Annotated in this window: 17 protein-coding genes; 8 read left to right on the plus strand and 9 right to left on the minus strand. The window is 27.0% G+C overall.

All coding sequences use genetic code 11. The annotated features are described in order from the left end of the window. Nucleotides 1–11 precede the first annotated feature (11 nt). On the plus strand, nt 12–1,610 hold the full coding sequence (locus CP965_RS02785; protein WP_129060532.1) for a PAS domain-containing sensor histidine kinase: 1,599 nt from the start codon (nt 12–14) through the stop codon (nt 1,608–1,610). Nucleotides 1,611–1,613: 3 nt separating this feature from the next. Here CP965_RS02785 and CP965_RS02790 read toward each other — a convergent pair whose 3' ends face one another. Together CP965_RS02790 and gdhA are read right to left on the minus strand one after the other, a co-directional pair. Then, entirely contained in the window at nt 1,614–2,474 is an 861-nt protein-coding gene (locus CP965_RS02790) for a universal stress protein (protein ID WP_129060533.1), read from the minus strand. A gap of 56 nt (nt 2,475–2,530) precedes the next feature. Beyond that, nucleotides 2,531–3,883 carry an NADP-specific glutamate dehydrogenase gene (gene gdhA / locus CP965_RS02795; protein ID WP_129060534.1) on the minus strand — a complete coding sequence of 451 codons (1,353 nt, stop codon included), beginning with the start codon at nt 3,881–3,883 and terminating at the stop codon, nt 2,531–2,533. Nucleotides 3,884–4,171: 288 nt separating this feature from the next. Between gdhA and CP965_RS02800 the strand changes: the two genes are divergently transcribed. Beyond that, a complete protein-coding gene (locus tag CP965_RS02800; RefSeq protein WP_129060535.1) occupies nt 4,172–4,822 on the plus strand; it encodes a UPF0323 family lipoprotein in 651 nt (216 codons plus the stop codon). A gap of 2 nt (nt 4,823–4,824) precedes the next feature. Next, nucleotides 4,825–6,003, plus strand: coding sequence for a glutathionylspermidine synthase family protein (locus CP965_RS02805; RefSeq protein WP_129060536.1), 1,179 nt, complete (start codon nt 4,825–4,827; stop codon nt 6,001–6,003). 19 nt (nt 6,004–6,022) lie between these two features. On the opposite strand, the gene CP965_RS02810 is transcribed toward CP965_RS02805, so the two are convergent. Genes CP965_RS02810 through CP965_RS02840 form a run of 7 tightly spaced genes read right to left on the minus strand, consistent with a single transcriptional unit; the run spans nt 6,023 to nt 10,324 of the window. Next, nucleotides 6,023–6,973 (minus strand): tetraacyldisaccharide 4'-kinase, encoded by a 951-nt coding sequence (locus CP965_RS02810; RefSeq protein ID WP_129060537.1) that lies wholly within the window; start codon nt 6,971–6,973, stop codon nt 6,023–6,025. 3 nt (nt 6,974–6,976) lie between these two features. After that, the gene (locus CP965_RS02815; protein WP_129060538.1) at nt 6,977–8,113 is read right to left on the minus strand and encodes a DegT/DnrJ/EryC1/StrS family aminotransferase; all 1,137 of its coding nucleotides are present in this window, start codon (nt 8,111–8,113) and stop codon (nt 6,977–6,979) included. Nucleotide 8,114: 1 nt separating this feature from the next. Then, nucleotides 8,115–8,876, minus strand: coding sequence for an NAD+ synthase (locus tag CP965_RS02820; protein ID WP_129060539.1), 762 nt, complete (start codon nt 8,874–8,876; stop codon nt 8,115–8,117). A 23-nt stretch (nt 8,877–8,899) separates the two neighbouring features. Then, entirely contained in the window at nt 8,900–9,121 is a 222-nt protein-coding gene (locus CP965_RS02825; RefSeq protein WP_129060540.1) for a hypothetical protein, read from the minus strand. Then, the gene (locus CP965_RS02830) at nt 9,118–9,345 is read right to left on the minus strand and encodes a (2Fe-2S)-binding protein (RefSeq protein WP_129060541.1); all 228 of its coding nucleotides are present in this window, start codon (nt 9,343–9,345) and stop codon (nt 9,118–9,120) included. Before CP965_RS02830 ends, CP965_RS02825 begins: the two co-directional genes overlap by 4 nt. Further along, nucleotides 9,338–9,568, minus strand: coding sequence for a (2Fe-2S)-binding protein (locus CP965_RS02835; RefSeq protein WP_129060542.1), 231 nt, complete (start codon nt 9,566–9,568; stop codon nt 9,338–9,340). Before CP965_RS02835 ends, CP965_RS02830 begins: the two co-directional genes overlap by 8 nt. Then, nucleotides 9,569–10,324, minus strand: a complete 756-nt coding sequence (locus CP965_RS02840; RefSeq protein WP_129060543.1) for a TerB family tellurite resistance protein — start codon at nt 10,322–10,324, stop codon at nt 9,569–9,571. A gap of 94 nt (nt 10,325–10,418) precedes the next feature. On the opposite strand from CP965_RS02840, the gene tatB reads away from it, so the two are divergent. From tatB to CP965_RS02865, 5 genes are all read left to right on the plus strand, one after another. Then, nucleotides 10,419–10,835 (plus strand): Sec-independent protein translocase protein TatB, encoded by a 417-nt coding sequence (gene tatB / locus CP965_RS02845; RefSeq protein ID WP_129060544.1) that lies wholly within the window; start codon nt 10,419–10,421, stop codon nt 10,833–10,835. Then, a complete protein-coding gene (tatC, locus tag CP965_RS02850) occupies nt 10,835–11,569 on the plus strand; it encodes a twin-arginine translocase subunit TatC (protein ID WP_129060545.1) in 735 nt (244 codons plus the stop codon). Before tatB ends, tatC begins: the two co-directional genes overlap by 1 nt. Further along, complete coding sequence (gene queA, locus CP965_RS02855; protein ID WP_129060810.1) at nt 11,556–12,590, plus strand: tRNA preQ1(34) S-adenosylmethionine ribosyltransferase-isomerase QueA; 1,035 nt, start codon at nt 11,556–11,558, stop codon at nt 12,588–12,590. The genes tatC and queA overlap by 14 nt, the downstream gene beginning before the upstream one ends. A gap of 75 nt (nt 12,591–12,665) precedes the next feature. Further along, on the plus strand, nt 12,666–13,403 hold the full coding sequence (locus CP965_RS02860) for a 3'-5' exonuclease (protein WP_129060546.1): 738 nt from the start codon (nt 12,666–12,668) through the stop codon (nt 13,401–13,403). A 74-nt stretch (nt 13,404–13,477) separates the two neighbouring features. Next, nucleotides 13,478–14,818: a sodium-dependent transporter gene (locus tag CP965_RS02865; protein WP_228712659.1), complete on the plus strand. Its 1,341-nt coding sequence runs from the start codon at nt 13,478–13,480 to the stop codon at nt 14,816–14,818. The last annotated feature ends 19 nt before the right edge of the window (nt 14,819–14,837 follow it).

Here is a 14,837-nt window from a genome sequence, read left to right on the forward strand (position 1 = left end):
TTAGGATCACTATGTTTGAAAGTTTCAGCTTTACAAAAAGATATGTTTTAGCTTTAACACTTATTGCTTTCTTATCTCTTTTAGCATTTTTCAATTTAAGTAAATTATTATCAATTCAATCAAATGATGCAAAACTTGTAAATATGAGTGGTAATCAAAAAATAATTACTAGAGAAATAGCTTTTTTTGCAATATATTACAAAATTGATAAATTAAAACCAAAAATTTATGAAATGGAAGAAACACATAAAAAATTAACATCTTTAAAATCATCAAATCAATTAAAAGCAATATATTATGGGAAAGAAGTAAATTTAGATGAAAAAGTAAAAAAATACTTATTTCATGCAAAGAGATTTTATGTTAATAGAGATGGTCGTAGCCAAAACTATGTATTAAAGAATTCTGAAAGTTTATTATCTGATTTACAAAAAGCCGTAGAAGTTTATTTAAAAGAAGCACAAGATAATACAAAAAAAATACAAAAAATTGAGACCTATATATTACTTTTAACTTTAACAACACTATTTTTCGAAGCTATATTTATTTTTATGCCAGCTAATAGAAAAATTAATAAACGTACTAATGAATTAATAAAAGAAAAAGAGTTTTCAAATGCAGTAATAGAATCAAGTACTAATGCAATTATTACTTTAGATAGTGAATTGAAAATTAGAACATTTAATAAAGAAGCAGAAAATATATTTAAATATACTAAAAATGAAATGTTAAATAAGTCGAGATTTCATGAATTAGTTCTAGGAGAGTATAGTATTTTTGACTCTGATAAATTAAATAAAACTCAAGAACTAAAAGGGAAAAATAAAAAAGGTGATATTTTTCCTATTCGTATATCATTTGGAAAAAGTGGAGAAAATAAAGATGTTGCAATAGTCACAAATATTCAAGATATTTCAAAAGAAAAACTAAATGAGAAGATACTTGAACAACAATCTAAATTTGCAGCTTTAGGAGAAATGATTGCAATTATAGCCCATCAATGGAGACAACCTCTAGCACAATTAAGTTTTAATTGTATTTATATTAGAAAAAAATCAAAAGATAAAGAGATTATTAAAGAAACACTTGATAATGAAGAGATAATACAATTTATGTCTAAAACTATTACTAACTTTCAAGATTTTTATAAAAAAACTGATAATACAATATTCAATCCTATTATATCAATAAATCAAGCATTAAAAATTTTAGACTCAGTACTTAAGTCAACTCAAGTAAAACTTATAAAAGAAATAGATTCAGAAATAACAATTTATGGAAACGCAAATAGCCTTGCACATATAATATTATCAATCATCCAAAATAGTATTGATATTATAAAATTAAATAAAATTCAAGAACCTTCTCTTACAATAAGTTTAAAAGACTCACCCAAATATATAATTTTAAATATAATTGATAATGCAGGAGGCATAAAAATTCATCCAATTGAAGATATTTTCAAACCTTTAAATACTAAAAAAGAAAAATCCTCTACAGGAATGGGACTATATATGTCTAAAATTATTATAAAAAATCAATTTAAAGGAACAATAAAAGCTAAAAATACTAAAGATGGGGCAAATTTTACTATCTTATTACCCCATTAATTTTTATTCTGGTATATAAATTAGGACATCACTTTTTAGATTTTCCATCAAATAAGAAGCAGTAGAACCATAAAAAAATGAACCTGTATAATTTACACCATTTGAACCAATTACTACTAAATCATTATTATTTTTTGTACTATAAGATAATAAAGCATCATTTAATCCAAAAGACTCTTCTATCAACTCATTATCTTTAAAATGATGTTCATTTGTGAACTTTTTGAACTTTTCTTCTTCTTTTTTCTTAATTCCTAATTGAATTTTATCTTTGTTTTCAAACTCATTGTAATATCTAAAAGCTATTTCACTTATTTGTTTATAAATATATACAACTTTTATTTCTTGCTTAAAAAATTTCCTTGAAAAGTTTATACTCTTTAAAGAAACTTCTGATAAATCAGTAAAAGCAACTGGTTTTTTATAATTTTCATTTTCACAAGGATTTTTAACTATCAAAAGAGGAAGTTTAAAGTTTTGCGCTATTTTATGTGCAGTAGACCCTAAAAGTGAAATTTTTCTATCATCTTTTTCATTAGCACCAATTATAATTAAATCAGCACCAATATTTACTGCTGTATCAACTACATAAGTTGAGGCTGCTTCTTTATCAACTTCAATTGAATATTCAATACCCTTTGTATCTATTAACTCAATTTGCTCTTTTATATTAATTAAAGCTTGTTCTTTTAATTCATCTAAATTTGAATCAGAAAAAAGTTCACTAAACCAATTTGTGTCTATTGCATGTACAATAGTTACTTTAGAGTTATTATTCTTTGCAAGTAGAAATGCTCTTTTTAAAACAAAAAGACTACTTTTTGAGATATCTAATCCAACTACAATATTTTTAAAACTATTCATATTTTACTCCTACAAAGATTTGTAATATAATAACTCTAATTATCTAAAAACTATCTTTATACAAGACCTTGTTCAATCATGGCATCAGCTACTTTTTTAAAACCTGCAATATTTGCACCAAGTACAAGGTTTGTTGGTTCACCAAACTCTTCAGCAGTTTGACTGGCAGTATCAAAAATATTTTTCATAATTTGTGAAAGTTTTTCATCAACTTCCTCAAATGTCCAATTTACCATTGAAGCATTTTGAGCCATTTCAAGTTGACTTGTAGCAACTCCACCTGCATTTGCTGCCTTTCCAGGCCCATATGCAATTTTCTTTTCAATAAACAACTCTACAGCTTCTGGAGTTGATGGCATATTTGCCCCTTCACTAACACATATACAGCCATTTGATAAAAGGTTTTGAGCATCTTTTACATTTAACTCATTTTGTGTAGCACTTGGAAAAGCTGCATAACAAGGTACAGCATAAACACCGTTAGTCCCACTTTCATAGCTTTCTACTGGAATATATTTAGCATTTGGTCTATTCTTTACATATTCAGTTAATCTTTCTCTTTTTACTTCTTTCAATTCTTTTAAAAGGTTTAAATCGATTCCTTCTTCATCTATAATCATTCCTTTTGAATCACTACAAGTAATAGGTAAGGCTCCTAAATGATAAAGCTTTTCAATTGTATATATTGCAACATTTCCACTTCCTGAAACAACACATTTTTTGCCTTCAAGACTTTCACCTCTTGATTCAAGCATATATTTTGCAAAATAAACTGAACCATATCCTGTTGCTTGTGTTCTTCCTAAAGAACCTCCCCAATTTAAAGACTTACCAGTAAATACACCTTCATATCTATTTACTAATTTTTTATACATTCCAAACATATACCCAATTTCTCTAACTCCAACACCAATATCTCCAGCTGGAACATCTGTATTTGGTCCAATATGTCTATAAAGTTCAGTCATAAATGCTTGACAAAACCTCATTATTTCATTATCTGATTTGCCTTTAGGGTCAAAATCACTTCCCCCTTTTCCGCCACCTATTTGAAGACCAGTAAGTGCATTTTTAAATATTTGTTCAAAACCTAAAAATTTAATTACTCCAGCATTTACACTTGGATGAAATCTTAAACCACCTTTATATGGTCCTAATGCCGAGTTAAATTCTATTCTAAAACCTTTGTTAACTTGAATTTCACCCTTATCATCAACCCAATTTACTCTAAATAGAATTTGTCTTTCAGGTTCAACAATTCTTTCTATAATTTTATATTTTTGATATTCTGGATGTTTCGCAATTAAAGGTCTTAATGATTCTAAAACTTCTTCTGCAGCTTGATAAAACTCAGTTTGAGAGGGACTTGTTCTTTTTAAGTAGTTAAATACTTCATTTACATATGGCACATATATCCTTTTTTATTAAATTGAAAATAGTGATAAACTTTAATAGAGATTTATACTATTCTTAGTAAGTACTTATATTTTATTAGTTTTTTCTAAATTTATCATAAATTTCTGAATATCTTATATTCATTAATACATTTTATATACATAATGTTTACTTATTATACAAAAATTGTAACAATAGATTTTTAATAATAATTCTTATTTTATTTGCTTCATCATTTTAATAGATAATATTTAGTAATATATGCCTTATTTTACTCTAGGACATAAATAAAGGATAAACAATTGAATAAAAACAAACAAATTAAGAAATTTTCAAATTATGCAATGGTAGGTGGACTTAGTGCTTTTTTAGTCACTGGTCTTACTGGTTGTTTTGATTCAGGTTCAAATAATAATCAACAAGGGCAAAGTGATGCCTTTACAAATGCTTCACAAAAACAAGGTGCTTTTGTAGTTATTGAAGAGTCTACAGATGGTAGATATGCAATTGCTGATGAATTCCCAGCTTCTAAAACAACAATCGTTTTAAGAAAACCTGATGGAAGTGAAAGAATTCTTTCTCAAGCTGAAATTGATGCTTTAGTTAAAAAAGAAGCAGAAAAAATTGATGCAGGGACATCTGCTCTTACAAATCCTGATCAAGCTCAAGTTTCAAATGGAGGAATGGGTCTTGGTGGAGTATTACTTTCTTCTATTGCAGGGGCAATGATTGGTTCTTGGATTGGAAATAAACTATTTAATAATCAAAACTATCAAAATCAAAGAAAAGCACAATACAAATCTCCACAAACATATAGTAGATCACAAAGTTCATTTAAAAATGCTTCAAAAGCAACAACAAGTTCTTCTAAAAAAAGTGGTTTTTTTGGAAACAAATCTTCTTCAAGTAAATCAAGAAGTTCATTTGGTTCTTCAAGATCATTTGGTGGCTGAAAATGAAACTACAAAAATTACAACCATTAACAAATGAATACTTAGAATCAATTGGTTTTGTATGGCATACAGATGAAGACAATACTTCATATATTGCAAATGAAGTTGTTGAAATATCAGAAGAAGAAGCTAATGCTTATTATGAAGCAACAAATGAACTTTATGATATGTTTTGTGAAGCTGGAGAATATGTAATAGAAAATGACTTATTCCATGAATTGAATATCCCTTTTAACCTAGTAGAGATGATTAAAGAATCATGGGAAAATGATGTACACTGGCATCTTTATTCAAGATTTGACTTAGCTGGAGGAATTGATGGAAAACCAATTAAACTTATTGAATTTAATGCAGATACACCAACTTCACTTTTTGAAACAGCTATTATTCAATGGGCTTTATTAAAAGCTAATAATCTTAATGAAGCAAGCCAATTTAATAATTTATATGATGCGCTAAAGGATAATTTCAAAAGAATAATTACTTTAGATAGTGATATTGAAAAATTTGAAGAATACTACTCAAAACTAGGCTGGAAGATTTTATTCTCTTCTATTTCTGGACTCCCAGAAGATGAGAATACAACAAAACTTTTACAGCACCTTGCAAATGAAGCTGGATTTGATACAGACTTTGAATTTATAGATAAAGTTGATTTTAGTGATGATGGAATATTTAAAGAGGACAAAAATTTTGAGTTTTGGTTTAAACTTATTCCTTGGGAAGATATTGCAATTGATGAAAGCGAACTAGCATTACTTTTGACTGAAATTGTAAAAGAAAAAAAAGCAATTATTTTTAATCCTGCTTATACTTTAATGTTTCAATCAAAAGGTTTTATGAAAATACTTTGGGATCTATATCCAAATCATCCCCTTCTACTTGAAACTTCTTTTGAACCTTTAGAAAATAAAAAACAAGTTGAGAAAAGATGTTTTGGAAGAGAAGGAGCAAATACAAAAATTATAAATGCTGATGGCTCAATTGATGTTGAGACTGATGGAGAATATGAAGGACATAAAGCTATTTACCAAGAGTTTGTAGAGCTTCCAAGAGATGAAGAAGGCAACTACTATCAAGCAGGAGTTTTTTATGCTTATGAAGCATCAGGTCTTGGATTTAGAAGAGGTGAAAAGATTTTAAATAATATGTCAAAATTTGTAGGTCATATTATTAAATAACTAAAGGAAATTCCTTTAGTTATAAATCATAATTTTTTATATAATCATCAATTTTTATTATCTTATTTTCATCTTCTATTTGTAATTCAAGATTCATTAAATATACATCTTTTAAATCAAATTTTTGTAATTTTACATAATCTTTTTCTGTTGTAATTATTGAATAATCTTTATAATAAGCTTTTATTCTATTTATATCATCCTTAGAAAAAGTATGATGATCTTCAAATGCTTCCATTTTAATATTCTCTGGTAAGAAAGTTAAAAGTCTTTTTGGCTTTGATATCGCAGTTAGTAAAAGTAATTTTGAAGGCAAAATATCTATATATTTTCCATCTTTTGAAAAAGAAACTATTCTCTTAAAGTCTTTTCCTTCTTTTAATACTAAATCAGCATAAGAATATGCCATTTTAGGCTCTCTATATCCCCCACTAGGAAGACAAAAAAGATTTGAAGGTTCTTTATTGGGTCGAATTAAAATATCAAATTTTCTAATATCATATTTAGAAAAACCATCATCTAAAAAAATAATTTGACTACCTAATTCTTTTGCTTTTAAAATAGCTTTTTTTCTATCTTCACTTACAATTATAGTTGCATTAGGTAAAGAGTTTGATAGAAGCATTGCTTCATCTCCACTTACTTTCACATCTTCTAAAATTTTACCTTTATTTGATACAACATAAAGCCCTTTTGAATCTCTACCAAAACCTCTTAGAATTACACATACATTAGAATATCTTCTTGCTAAATAAATTGTCAGAGGTGTTTTTCCACTTCCTCCTACAATAATATTTCCTATTGAAATAATAGGTAATCCAAAATCAACTACTTTTGCATTTGCTCTTTTTAAAGCAATTATTAACATATATATAAAAGTAAAAGGTAGAAATAAAAAAGAGATAAATTGTTGAAAAATATTCGGGAAGAAGAGATAATCTTCAACCCATAAAAATATTTTTTGTTTCAAATATTATATCCATTCAGAAGCTACATCAATTATTTGATCACAAATATAATTAACTTCTTCATCTGTTAAACCTGGATACATTGGTATTGATAAAATTTGTTGATATGAAGTAAGAGCTGAACTAAATTCAGTAATTTTTATAGAGTACTTGTTTTTATAATAAGATAAAAGATGTAAAGGAATATAGTTTAATCCTGTTGATATCCCTCTTTCTTTTAATGCTCTTGCAAAAGCATCTCTATTTCTTGAAATTTTAATTATAAAGTGTGTAAAGATATGCTCTTCTTTATGTTTAGGAATAGTAACATGTTTTATATCACTTAATCTTTCTTTATAAATTTTTGCAATCTCTTTTCTTCTTTTTATAAATTTATTTGTCTTTTTTAATTGAGCTAAAGAAAAAGCAGCATCTAATTCTGAAATATCATATTTATGACCAATATCAACAACATCATAAATATAATCTAGGTTTCCAAAATCATCATAAGTTGTTGTAATAGCATGTGTTCTTAAAAGTTTTGCTCTTTCTGCTATTTCTTCATCATTTGTTACGATAATTCCTGATCTACTAACAGAATATTTACTATTAGATGGATTTGTAGAAAAAATAGTCATATCAGCACGTAAAGATCCTACAGTTTCATCATTATAAGTAACTCCTAAAGCACAAGTTGCATCTTCAATAAGAATAATTCCATATTTTTGTGCAATCTCATAAATTCTATTTAAATCAGGAGTTTGTCCGGCTACAAATGTTATAATTGCACCTCTTAATTTTTTTGTTTTATTTTCAGAAAGTGCTTTTTCAAATTTATTAATATCAATATTCATATCATCAGTATTTATATCAATAAAAATAGGTTCTGCATCAAAATGTCTTACAACTTCAGGAACATTTACAAAAGAGTTAACTGACATTAATATCTTATCACCTCTTTTTAATTTTATTGCACTTAAAGCTAAATGAATTGCAGATGTTGCATTACATGTTGCTACTGCATATTTAGCTCCAACAAAGTTTGCAACATTTTCTTCTAACTCTAAAACTTTGTTATTATCTTTGTCTTGTTCTAAAACTATTTTTATTTGTTCTAATTCTTCATCTGCAATTGATGGTTGATAAAAAGGTATTTCTTGCATTTTAACTCCATTTTATATTTGCTATTACAGGTAACTTACCTTTAAAAGCATTTGTTTTCATTTTATGTTCTAAAAGATTTATTAGTTCTTCATTATATCCCAAATTAGCTACTTCTTTTCTTGTTTTCTTTTCATCTACAAGTAGTTTTAAAACTTCATCCATTTCTTTATATGAATATCCTAATTCCTCTTCATCACTTTGACCTTCCCATAGGTCAGCACTTGGTTTTTTATTTATAATTGCTTCTGTTACATCTAAATACTTTGCAAACTCAAATTCATCACTTTTATAAATTTGTCCTATTGGATTTATTGCACATGCTATATCTCCAAAAATTGTTCCATATCCTAATAAAAGTTCACTTTTATTTGAAGTTCCAACTACAATTGAAGAATCCCTTGAAGAAATATCGTATAAAACAGACATTCTCATTCTTGCAGAGAAGTTACCTATTCTAAGTCTATCTTCATCCATATTTTCAATATATGACTCCACCATAGGAGCAATAGATTTTATTTCATATTTTATATTAAATTTTTCACAAAGTTCAATTGCATCATCGATACTTTCTTTTGAAGAAAATTGTGAAGGCATTAATACACAACTCATATTTTCACCGAAAGTTTCCTTGCAAAGAATAGCAACTACAGCAGAATCTAAACCACCTGAAAGACCTACAGTAACTCTTTTTAATCCAGTTTTTTCTAATTCACTTTTTAAAAAGTTTTGTAATTGTTCTTTTATATTTTTCCAGTTAATCAATTTTAATCCTTTGATAATTTTTATTATATAGAATCTTCCTTTGTTTTTTCATAAATTTCATCTAAATAATCAAAAGTATTTTTCCTAATATTATTTTTCTTTTCTATTAATTGTTCTTTTATTGAAGTTAACTCTTCTATTTGAAAATAGTCCAAAAAATTTGGATTAATATCTATAACATCATTTTTGTTACTAGATATTAATATTTTTATCTCATCTATTAATTTTTCTTTTTCATTCTTCATTTTACAAACTTCTTAATAATATCATCTATATATAATTCCATTTTTTCACTACCAAAATCTTCATCAGCACTTTTACAACATCTACAACAGGTTCCTGCATCAGTAATTTCACCTATATCTTCAACTGTTTTAGCACCTTTTTCTTTAATTGCATAAATTATTTCACCTAAAGTAACATGTTTACATTTGCAAACTTCAAAAGAATGGGGAAAACTTTTAGCCATTTAATACCTCGTTTAATATTGTTTTACAGTAAATTTTTTTCTTTATTTTTCCAAAATCACCTTCAGGGAAAATACAATGTCTACATTCAGTACCTGCTTTTGTAATTTCTTGTAATTCTCTTAAAGACTTTATTTCTTTTTCTTTTACACTTTTTATAATATCTTCAATAGTAACTTTAACACAATTACAAACTTCATAATCTAAATTTATCTCTTTAAGCACTTAAATCCCTCTATCTTTTTTAATTAATTCATATGCTTCATTTATTTCTTGAAGTTTCTTAGTAGCATCATCTATAATACTCTGACTAGCACCTTGCCCTGATACAATATCAGGATGATATTGTTTTACAAGTTTTCTATAATTTTTCTTTAAAGTATTATTATCATCATCTTTATTTGATTCTAAAACTTCATATGCTTTATCTAATGATAAAGCTTTATTTTCTTTTTGCTCTCTATAGAAGTTTTCAAAAGCATTAATAAGATTCTCAAAATCTGTTCTTTTTATTTTTAAAGCATTTGCAATATCTTCAGCAATCATAAACTCAGTTTGGGAAAACTCTTTATCAATAAATGCTAAATTTAAAAGATATTCTATAATTTTAACTCTCTTTTGGTAGTGATTTTTTGTTATTTTATATAATTTTTCACAAATTTCTAAAGTATTATCAAAACTCTCTTTCTCTTTTGAATAAATCACTTTTAATTTTTCTCTTATTTCATCACTATTTTCAAAATGTCGTGAAATATCTGTAAAAGTATGTTTCAGCATTTCAGCTTCCAAATCACAAACTTGCCCATCTGCTTTTGCAACTTTAGCCATTAAAGCAACTAAAAGACCTGCTTCATGATTCATTAAATCTCCATCAAATTTCTCTTTTACATTTAATTTAATATTTTCAAATTTTTCAGTTTTATAACCTTTTGCAATTAAGTATAATACAATTCCTACAAATAGTAAAAAAAGTAATTTCATAGTTTTTCCTTATATATATTTTTTTAATAATAGAGAGATTTTATCAAAAATAAGGTAAAATCTCTACCTTTAAATAGATTGTGGAGTGTTATAAATGTTTGGAATGGGTTTTATGGAAATACTTTTAATTGCAATTGTTGCAATTATAGCTTTAGGTCCAGAAAAATTGCCTGGGGCAATGGTTGAAATAGCTAAATTTTTGAAAAAGTTTAAAGCAGGTGTTGAAGATGCAAAGTCTACACTTGATAATGAACTAAATATAAGTGAGATGAAAGAAGAAGCTGCCAGATACAAAGCTCAAATTGAAAATGCAAAAAATACTCTAAATGTAAAAGAAAATCTTGATTTAGGATTAAATAATATTATAAACGATGATGAAACTTCTTTAGAAAATAATACGGATACAAGTAAAGAGAAAAAAGAGCAAGTATCCTTAAAAGAATCAAAATCAAAAAAGCAAAAAGAAAATACTAAAGTAGATTCTAATGTAGAAGTTAAGGAAAAAGAATAATGCTTGATGATTTAAAACCCCATATAGCTGATTTAAGAAAAAGACTAATAAATTCAGCATTAATGCTCATTGTGGCATTTTTTGCTTGTTTTTTCTTTTATGAACCAATTTTGCAATGGATGATGATTCCAGTAGAAGCTGTACTTCCACCAAATTCTCAAATGGTTGCAGTTGAAATTCAAGAAACATTTTTTACAGCACTTAAAGTTGCTTTCTTTTCTGGTTTTATTCTTTCATTACCAGTAATTTTTTGGCAATTATGGCTTTTCTTAGCTCCAGGACTTTATGAGCATGAGAAAAAACTTGTTATACCTTTTGTTTTCTTTGCAACTTTAATGTTCTTAATTGGTGCAGCATTTGCATATTATATAGTTATTCCTTTTGGTTTCGAATTTTTAATTAACTTTGGTTCTGCTGTTGTAACTATATTACCAAGTATTGGTAAATATGTTGGTTTTTTTACAAAACTTTTATTTGGTTTTGGTGTTTCATTTGAATTACCAGTTATTACTTTCTTCTTAGCAAAAATCGGACTTGTTGATGATAAAACATTAAAAGATTTTTTTAAATATGCAGTTGTATTAATTTTTATTTTTGCATCATTATTAACACCTCCTGATGTATTAACACAATTCTTAATGGCTGGACCACTAATTTTTCTTTATATAGTTTCAATCTATATTGCCAAAGTATTTAACCCTCATAAACCAATTAATGACGATGATGAAGAGTAATTTAGACCCACTTAAAACTTCTAGCTATGATTATAATTTGCCAAAAGAACTCATAGCTACGAAGCCAGTTTACCCAGCAGATAGTGCAAAGCTTTTAGTTTATAATAGAGAAACTGACACCATAACTCATACAACTTTTAAGTCTTTAATGCATGTACTTCCTGATAACTTATCTGTATTTTTAAATGATACAAAAGTTATAAAAGCAAGAATCTTTGGAGAAAAAGAATCAGGTGGGAAAGTTGAATTACTATTTAACAAACCTCTATTTATGGATAGATATTTAGTGATGATTAGAGGGAAAGTAAAAATAGGAACAAAGCTATTTTTTCCAATGAACTTACAAGCTGAAGTTTTAGAAGTAAATGATGATGGTAGTAGAGTTGTAAACTTTATACAAAATGATAAAAAGCTAGATTTTTTATCTTTAGTTGAAATTTTAAATGAAATAGGACACTTACCTCTTCCACCTTATATGAATAGAGAAGATGAAGAAAAAGACAATGAAGATTACCAAACTTTATTTGCTAAAAACTATGGTGCAGTTGCAGCTCCAACAGCTTCTTTACACTTTACAGAGGAACTATTAGAAAAAATCAATAATAAATATGATGTAAACTATTTAACACTTCATGTAGGAGCTGGAACATTTAAACCAGTAGATAGTGAAGATATTTTATCTCATCCTATGCATAGTGAATACTTTGAGATAGGAAGTGAAGCTAAAAAATCTTTAGATGAAGCACAAAAAGTTCTTGCAGTTGGTACTACTGTTACTAGAACAGTTGAATACTATGCAAGAACAAATAAAATACAAGGTGAATGTGATTTATTTTTGAATCCTGCAAATAAGCCTATAAAAGTAGATCATTTGCTTACTAATTTTCACCTTCCTAAGTCAACATTAATTATGCTTATTGCATCATTCGTTGGTTTAGAAAAAACACTAGAAATATATGAAGAAGCCATCAAAGAGAAATATAGATTTTACTCTTATGGTGATGGTATGCTTATTATCTAAATCAAAAATAATTTATACAACTTTAACACGAAAAACGGTTCCCCTTTCAAGTGGGAACCAATTTAAAGGAATACAATGCCACACTACGTACTATTTGATACAGAAACAACAGGAAATCAAGAAGAAGATAGAGTAATCCAATTTGGAGCAATGATTGTTGACCAAAAAGGTAAAATAGAAGCATATGATGAATTTTGTTATTCAGATGTTGAAATAAAAATTGAAGCAATGGAAGTTCATAATATAACTCCTGGTTTAATCGAAGGAAAACCAAAAGCTACAGAAACTACTTTTTATAAAAGACTAGAAGAATTAAACAGTAATGAAAACTTTCTAATTGCTCACAATATCTCTTTTGATATGGGGATGATAGAAAAAGAAGGATTTATTAACAGTTATCAGATTATTGATACTTTAAGATGTGCAAAACATCTATTCCCTGAAATGCCTTATCATAGACTACAATATTTAAGATATGCTCTTGAATTATATAAAGTAGAAGAAGCTGAAGCAGCTAAACACAATATCACAATAAAAGCCCATGATGCTATTGGTGATGTTTTAGTTATGAAATTATTTTTAACTAAACTTGTAGGAAAATGTAGAGAAATTTATCCAGATTATAATCCTATGGAAAAATTAGTAGAACTAACAAAAACACCTGTTTTACTAAAAAGTTTTAGATTTGGAAAATACAAAAATAAAGAGATTGCTAAAGTTGCACAAGAAGACCCTGGATATTTAAATTGGATGAGAACAAATATGGACTTAGATGAAGATTTAAAATATACTTTAGATAAAGTACTTGGATAAATTAAAGTTTTATTAAAATTTCATAATAGTTTCATTTTGAATTCATTATAATTTCAAAAAATCAAAGGATTATAGTGAAGATTAATAAATTCTCAAGAATTGGATTTATACTCGCTGCTGCTGGTTCAGCTGTTGGTTTAGGTAATGTATGGAAATTTCCATATGTTACAGGAGAATATGGTGGTGGAGCTTTTGTTTTAATTTATTTATTAGCTATTTTATTTATTGGACTTACAGTATTTATTGCTGAAACAATTATTGGACAAAATGGACAAGCTGATGTTTCATCTTCTTTCATAAATTTATCAAAAACAAAAAATGAAAACTGGAAATTTGCTGGCTTTATGATTATTACTGCTTTAATAATCCTTTCTTTTTATTCTGTAGTATTAGGATGGATTTTAAACTATATTATTACTTCATTTTCTTCTCTTCCAACTGAAGCAAAAATTGCAGGAGCTAATTTTGAAAAATTAATATCAAATGATATTTTTTTATTAGTTATATATCATACGATAATAGCTGGTTCTGTAATTTTCATTGTAATAAAAGGAATAAAAGAAGGAATAGAAAAAGTTAATTTTATTTTAATGCCATTATTAGCTCTCATATTAATTGGTTTATTAATATACTCATTTAGTCTTGATTCTTTTTCTAAAGCTATTTCTTTTATGTTTACACCTGATTTTAGTAAAATTGATGGGAATGCTCTACTTGCAGCTTTAGGACAAGCTTTTTTCACCCTTTCTTTAGGAGTAGGTACAATTTTAACTTATTCTGCTTCACTTCCAAAAGAAACAAATTTCTTTAAATCTTCAATATATGTAGCTATTTTGGATACTGCAATTGCACTTATAGCTGGGTTAATTATTTTTTCTTTCCTTTTTGAAGCAGGAGCTCCTAGTACAGCTGGACCAGGACTTGTTTTCATTTCATTACCTGTAATATTTTCTGCTTGGGGAGTATGGGGACAAGTTATTGCTATTTCATTTTTTATAGCTTTGATTTTTGCAGGAATAACGTCAGCAGTTTCAATGATAGAACCATCATTAAGATTCTTTATTGAGAGATTTAAAATGACAAGAATAAAAGCAACAATTCTTTGTGGTAGTATTTTTTATATTCTTGGAATTATTGCCCTACTTTCTATGAGCAAAACTTTTGGTACAGAACTTACTTTTTTTGATAAAAGTGTATTTGACTTAATGGACTTTATGACTTCCACTATTATGATGCCTATTGCTGCTATTCTAACTTGTATTTTTCTAGGTTTCTTTGTAGATAAAGAATTTTTAAAAGGAAAGTTTATAAAACATACTAATATATTTGTATTTAACTCTTGGTATTTTTTAGTAAGATTTATAGTACCTATTGCAATTACAATATTACTACTAAATAAACTTGGAGTAATCTAATAGTTTAGGATAATCCTAA

The sequence above is a fragment of the Halarcobacter mediterraneus genome (assembly GCF_004116625.1).
GTDB lineage: Bacteria > Campylobacterota > Campylobacteria > Campylobacterales > Arcobacteraceae > Halarcobacter > Halarcobacter mediterraneus.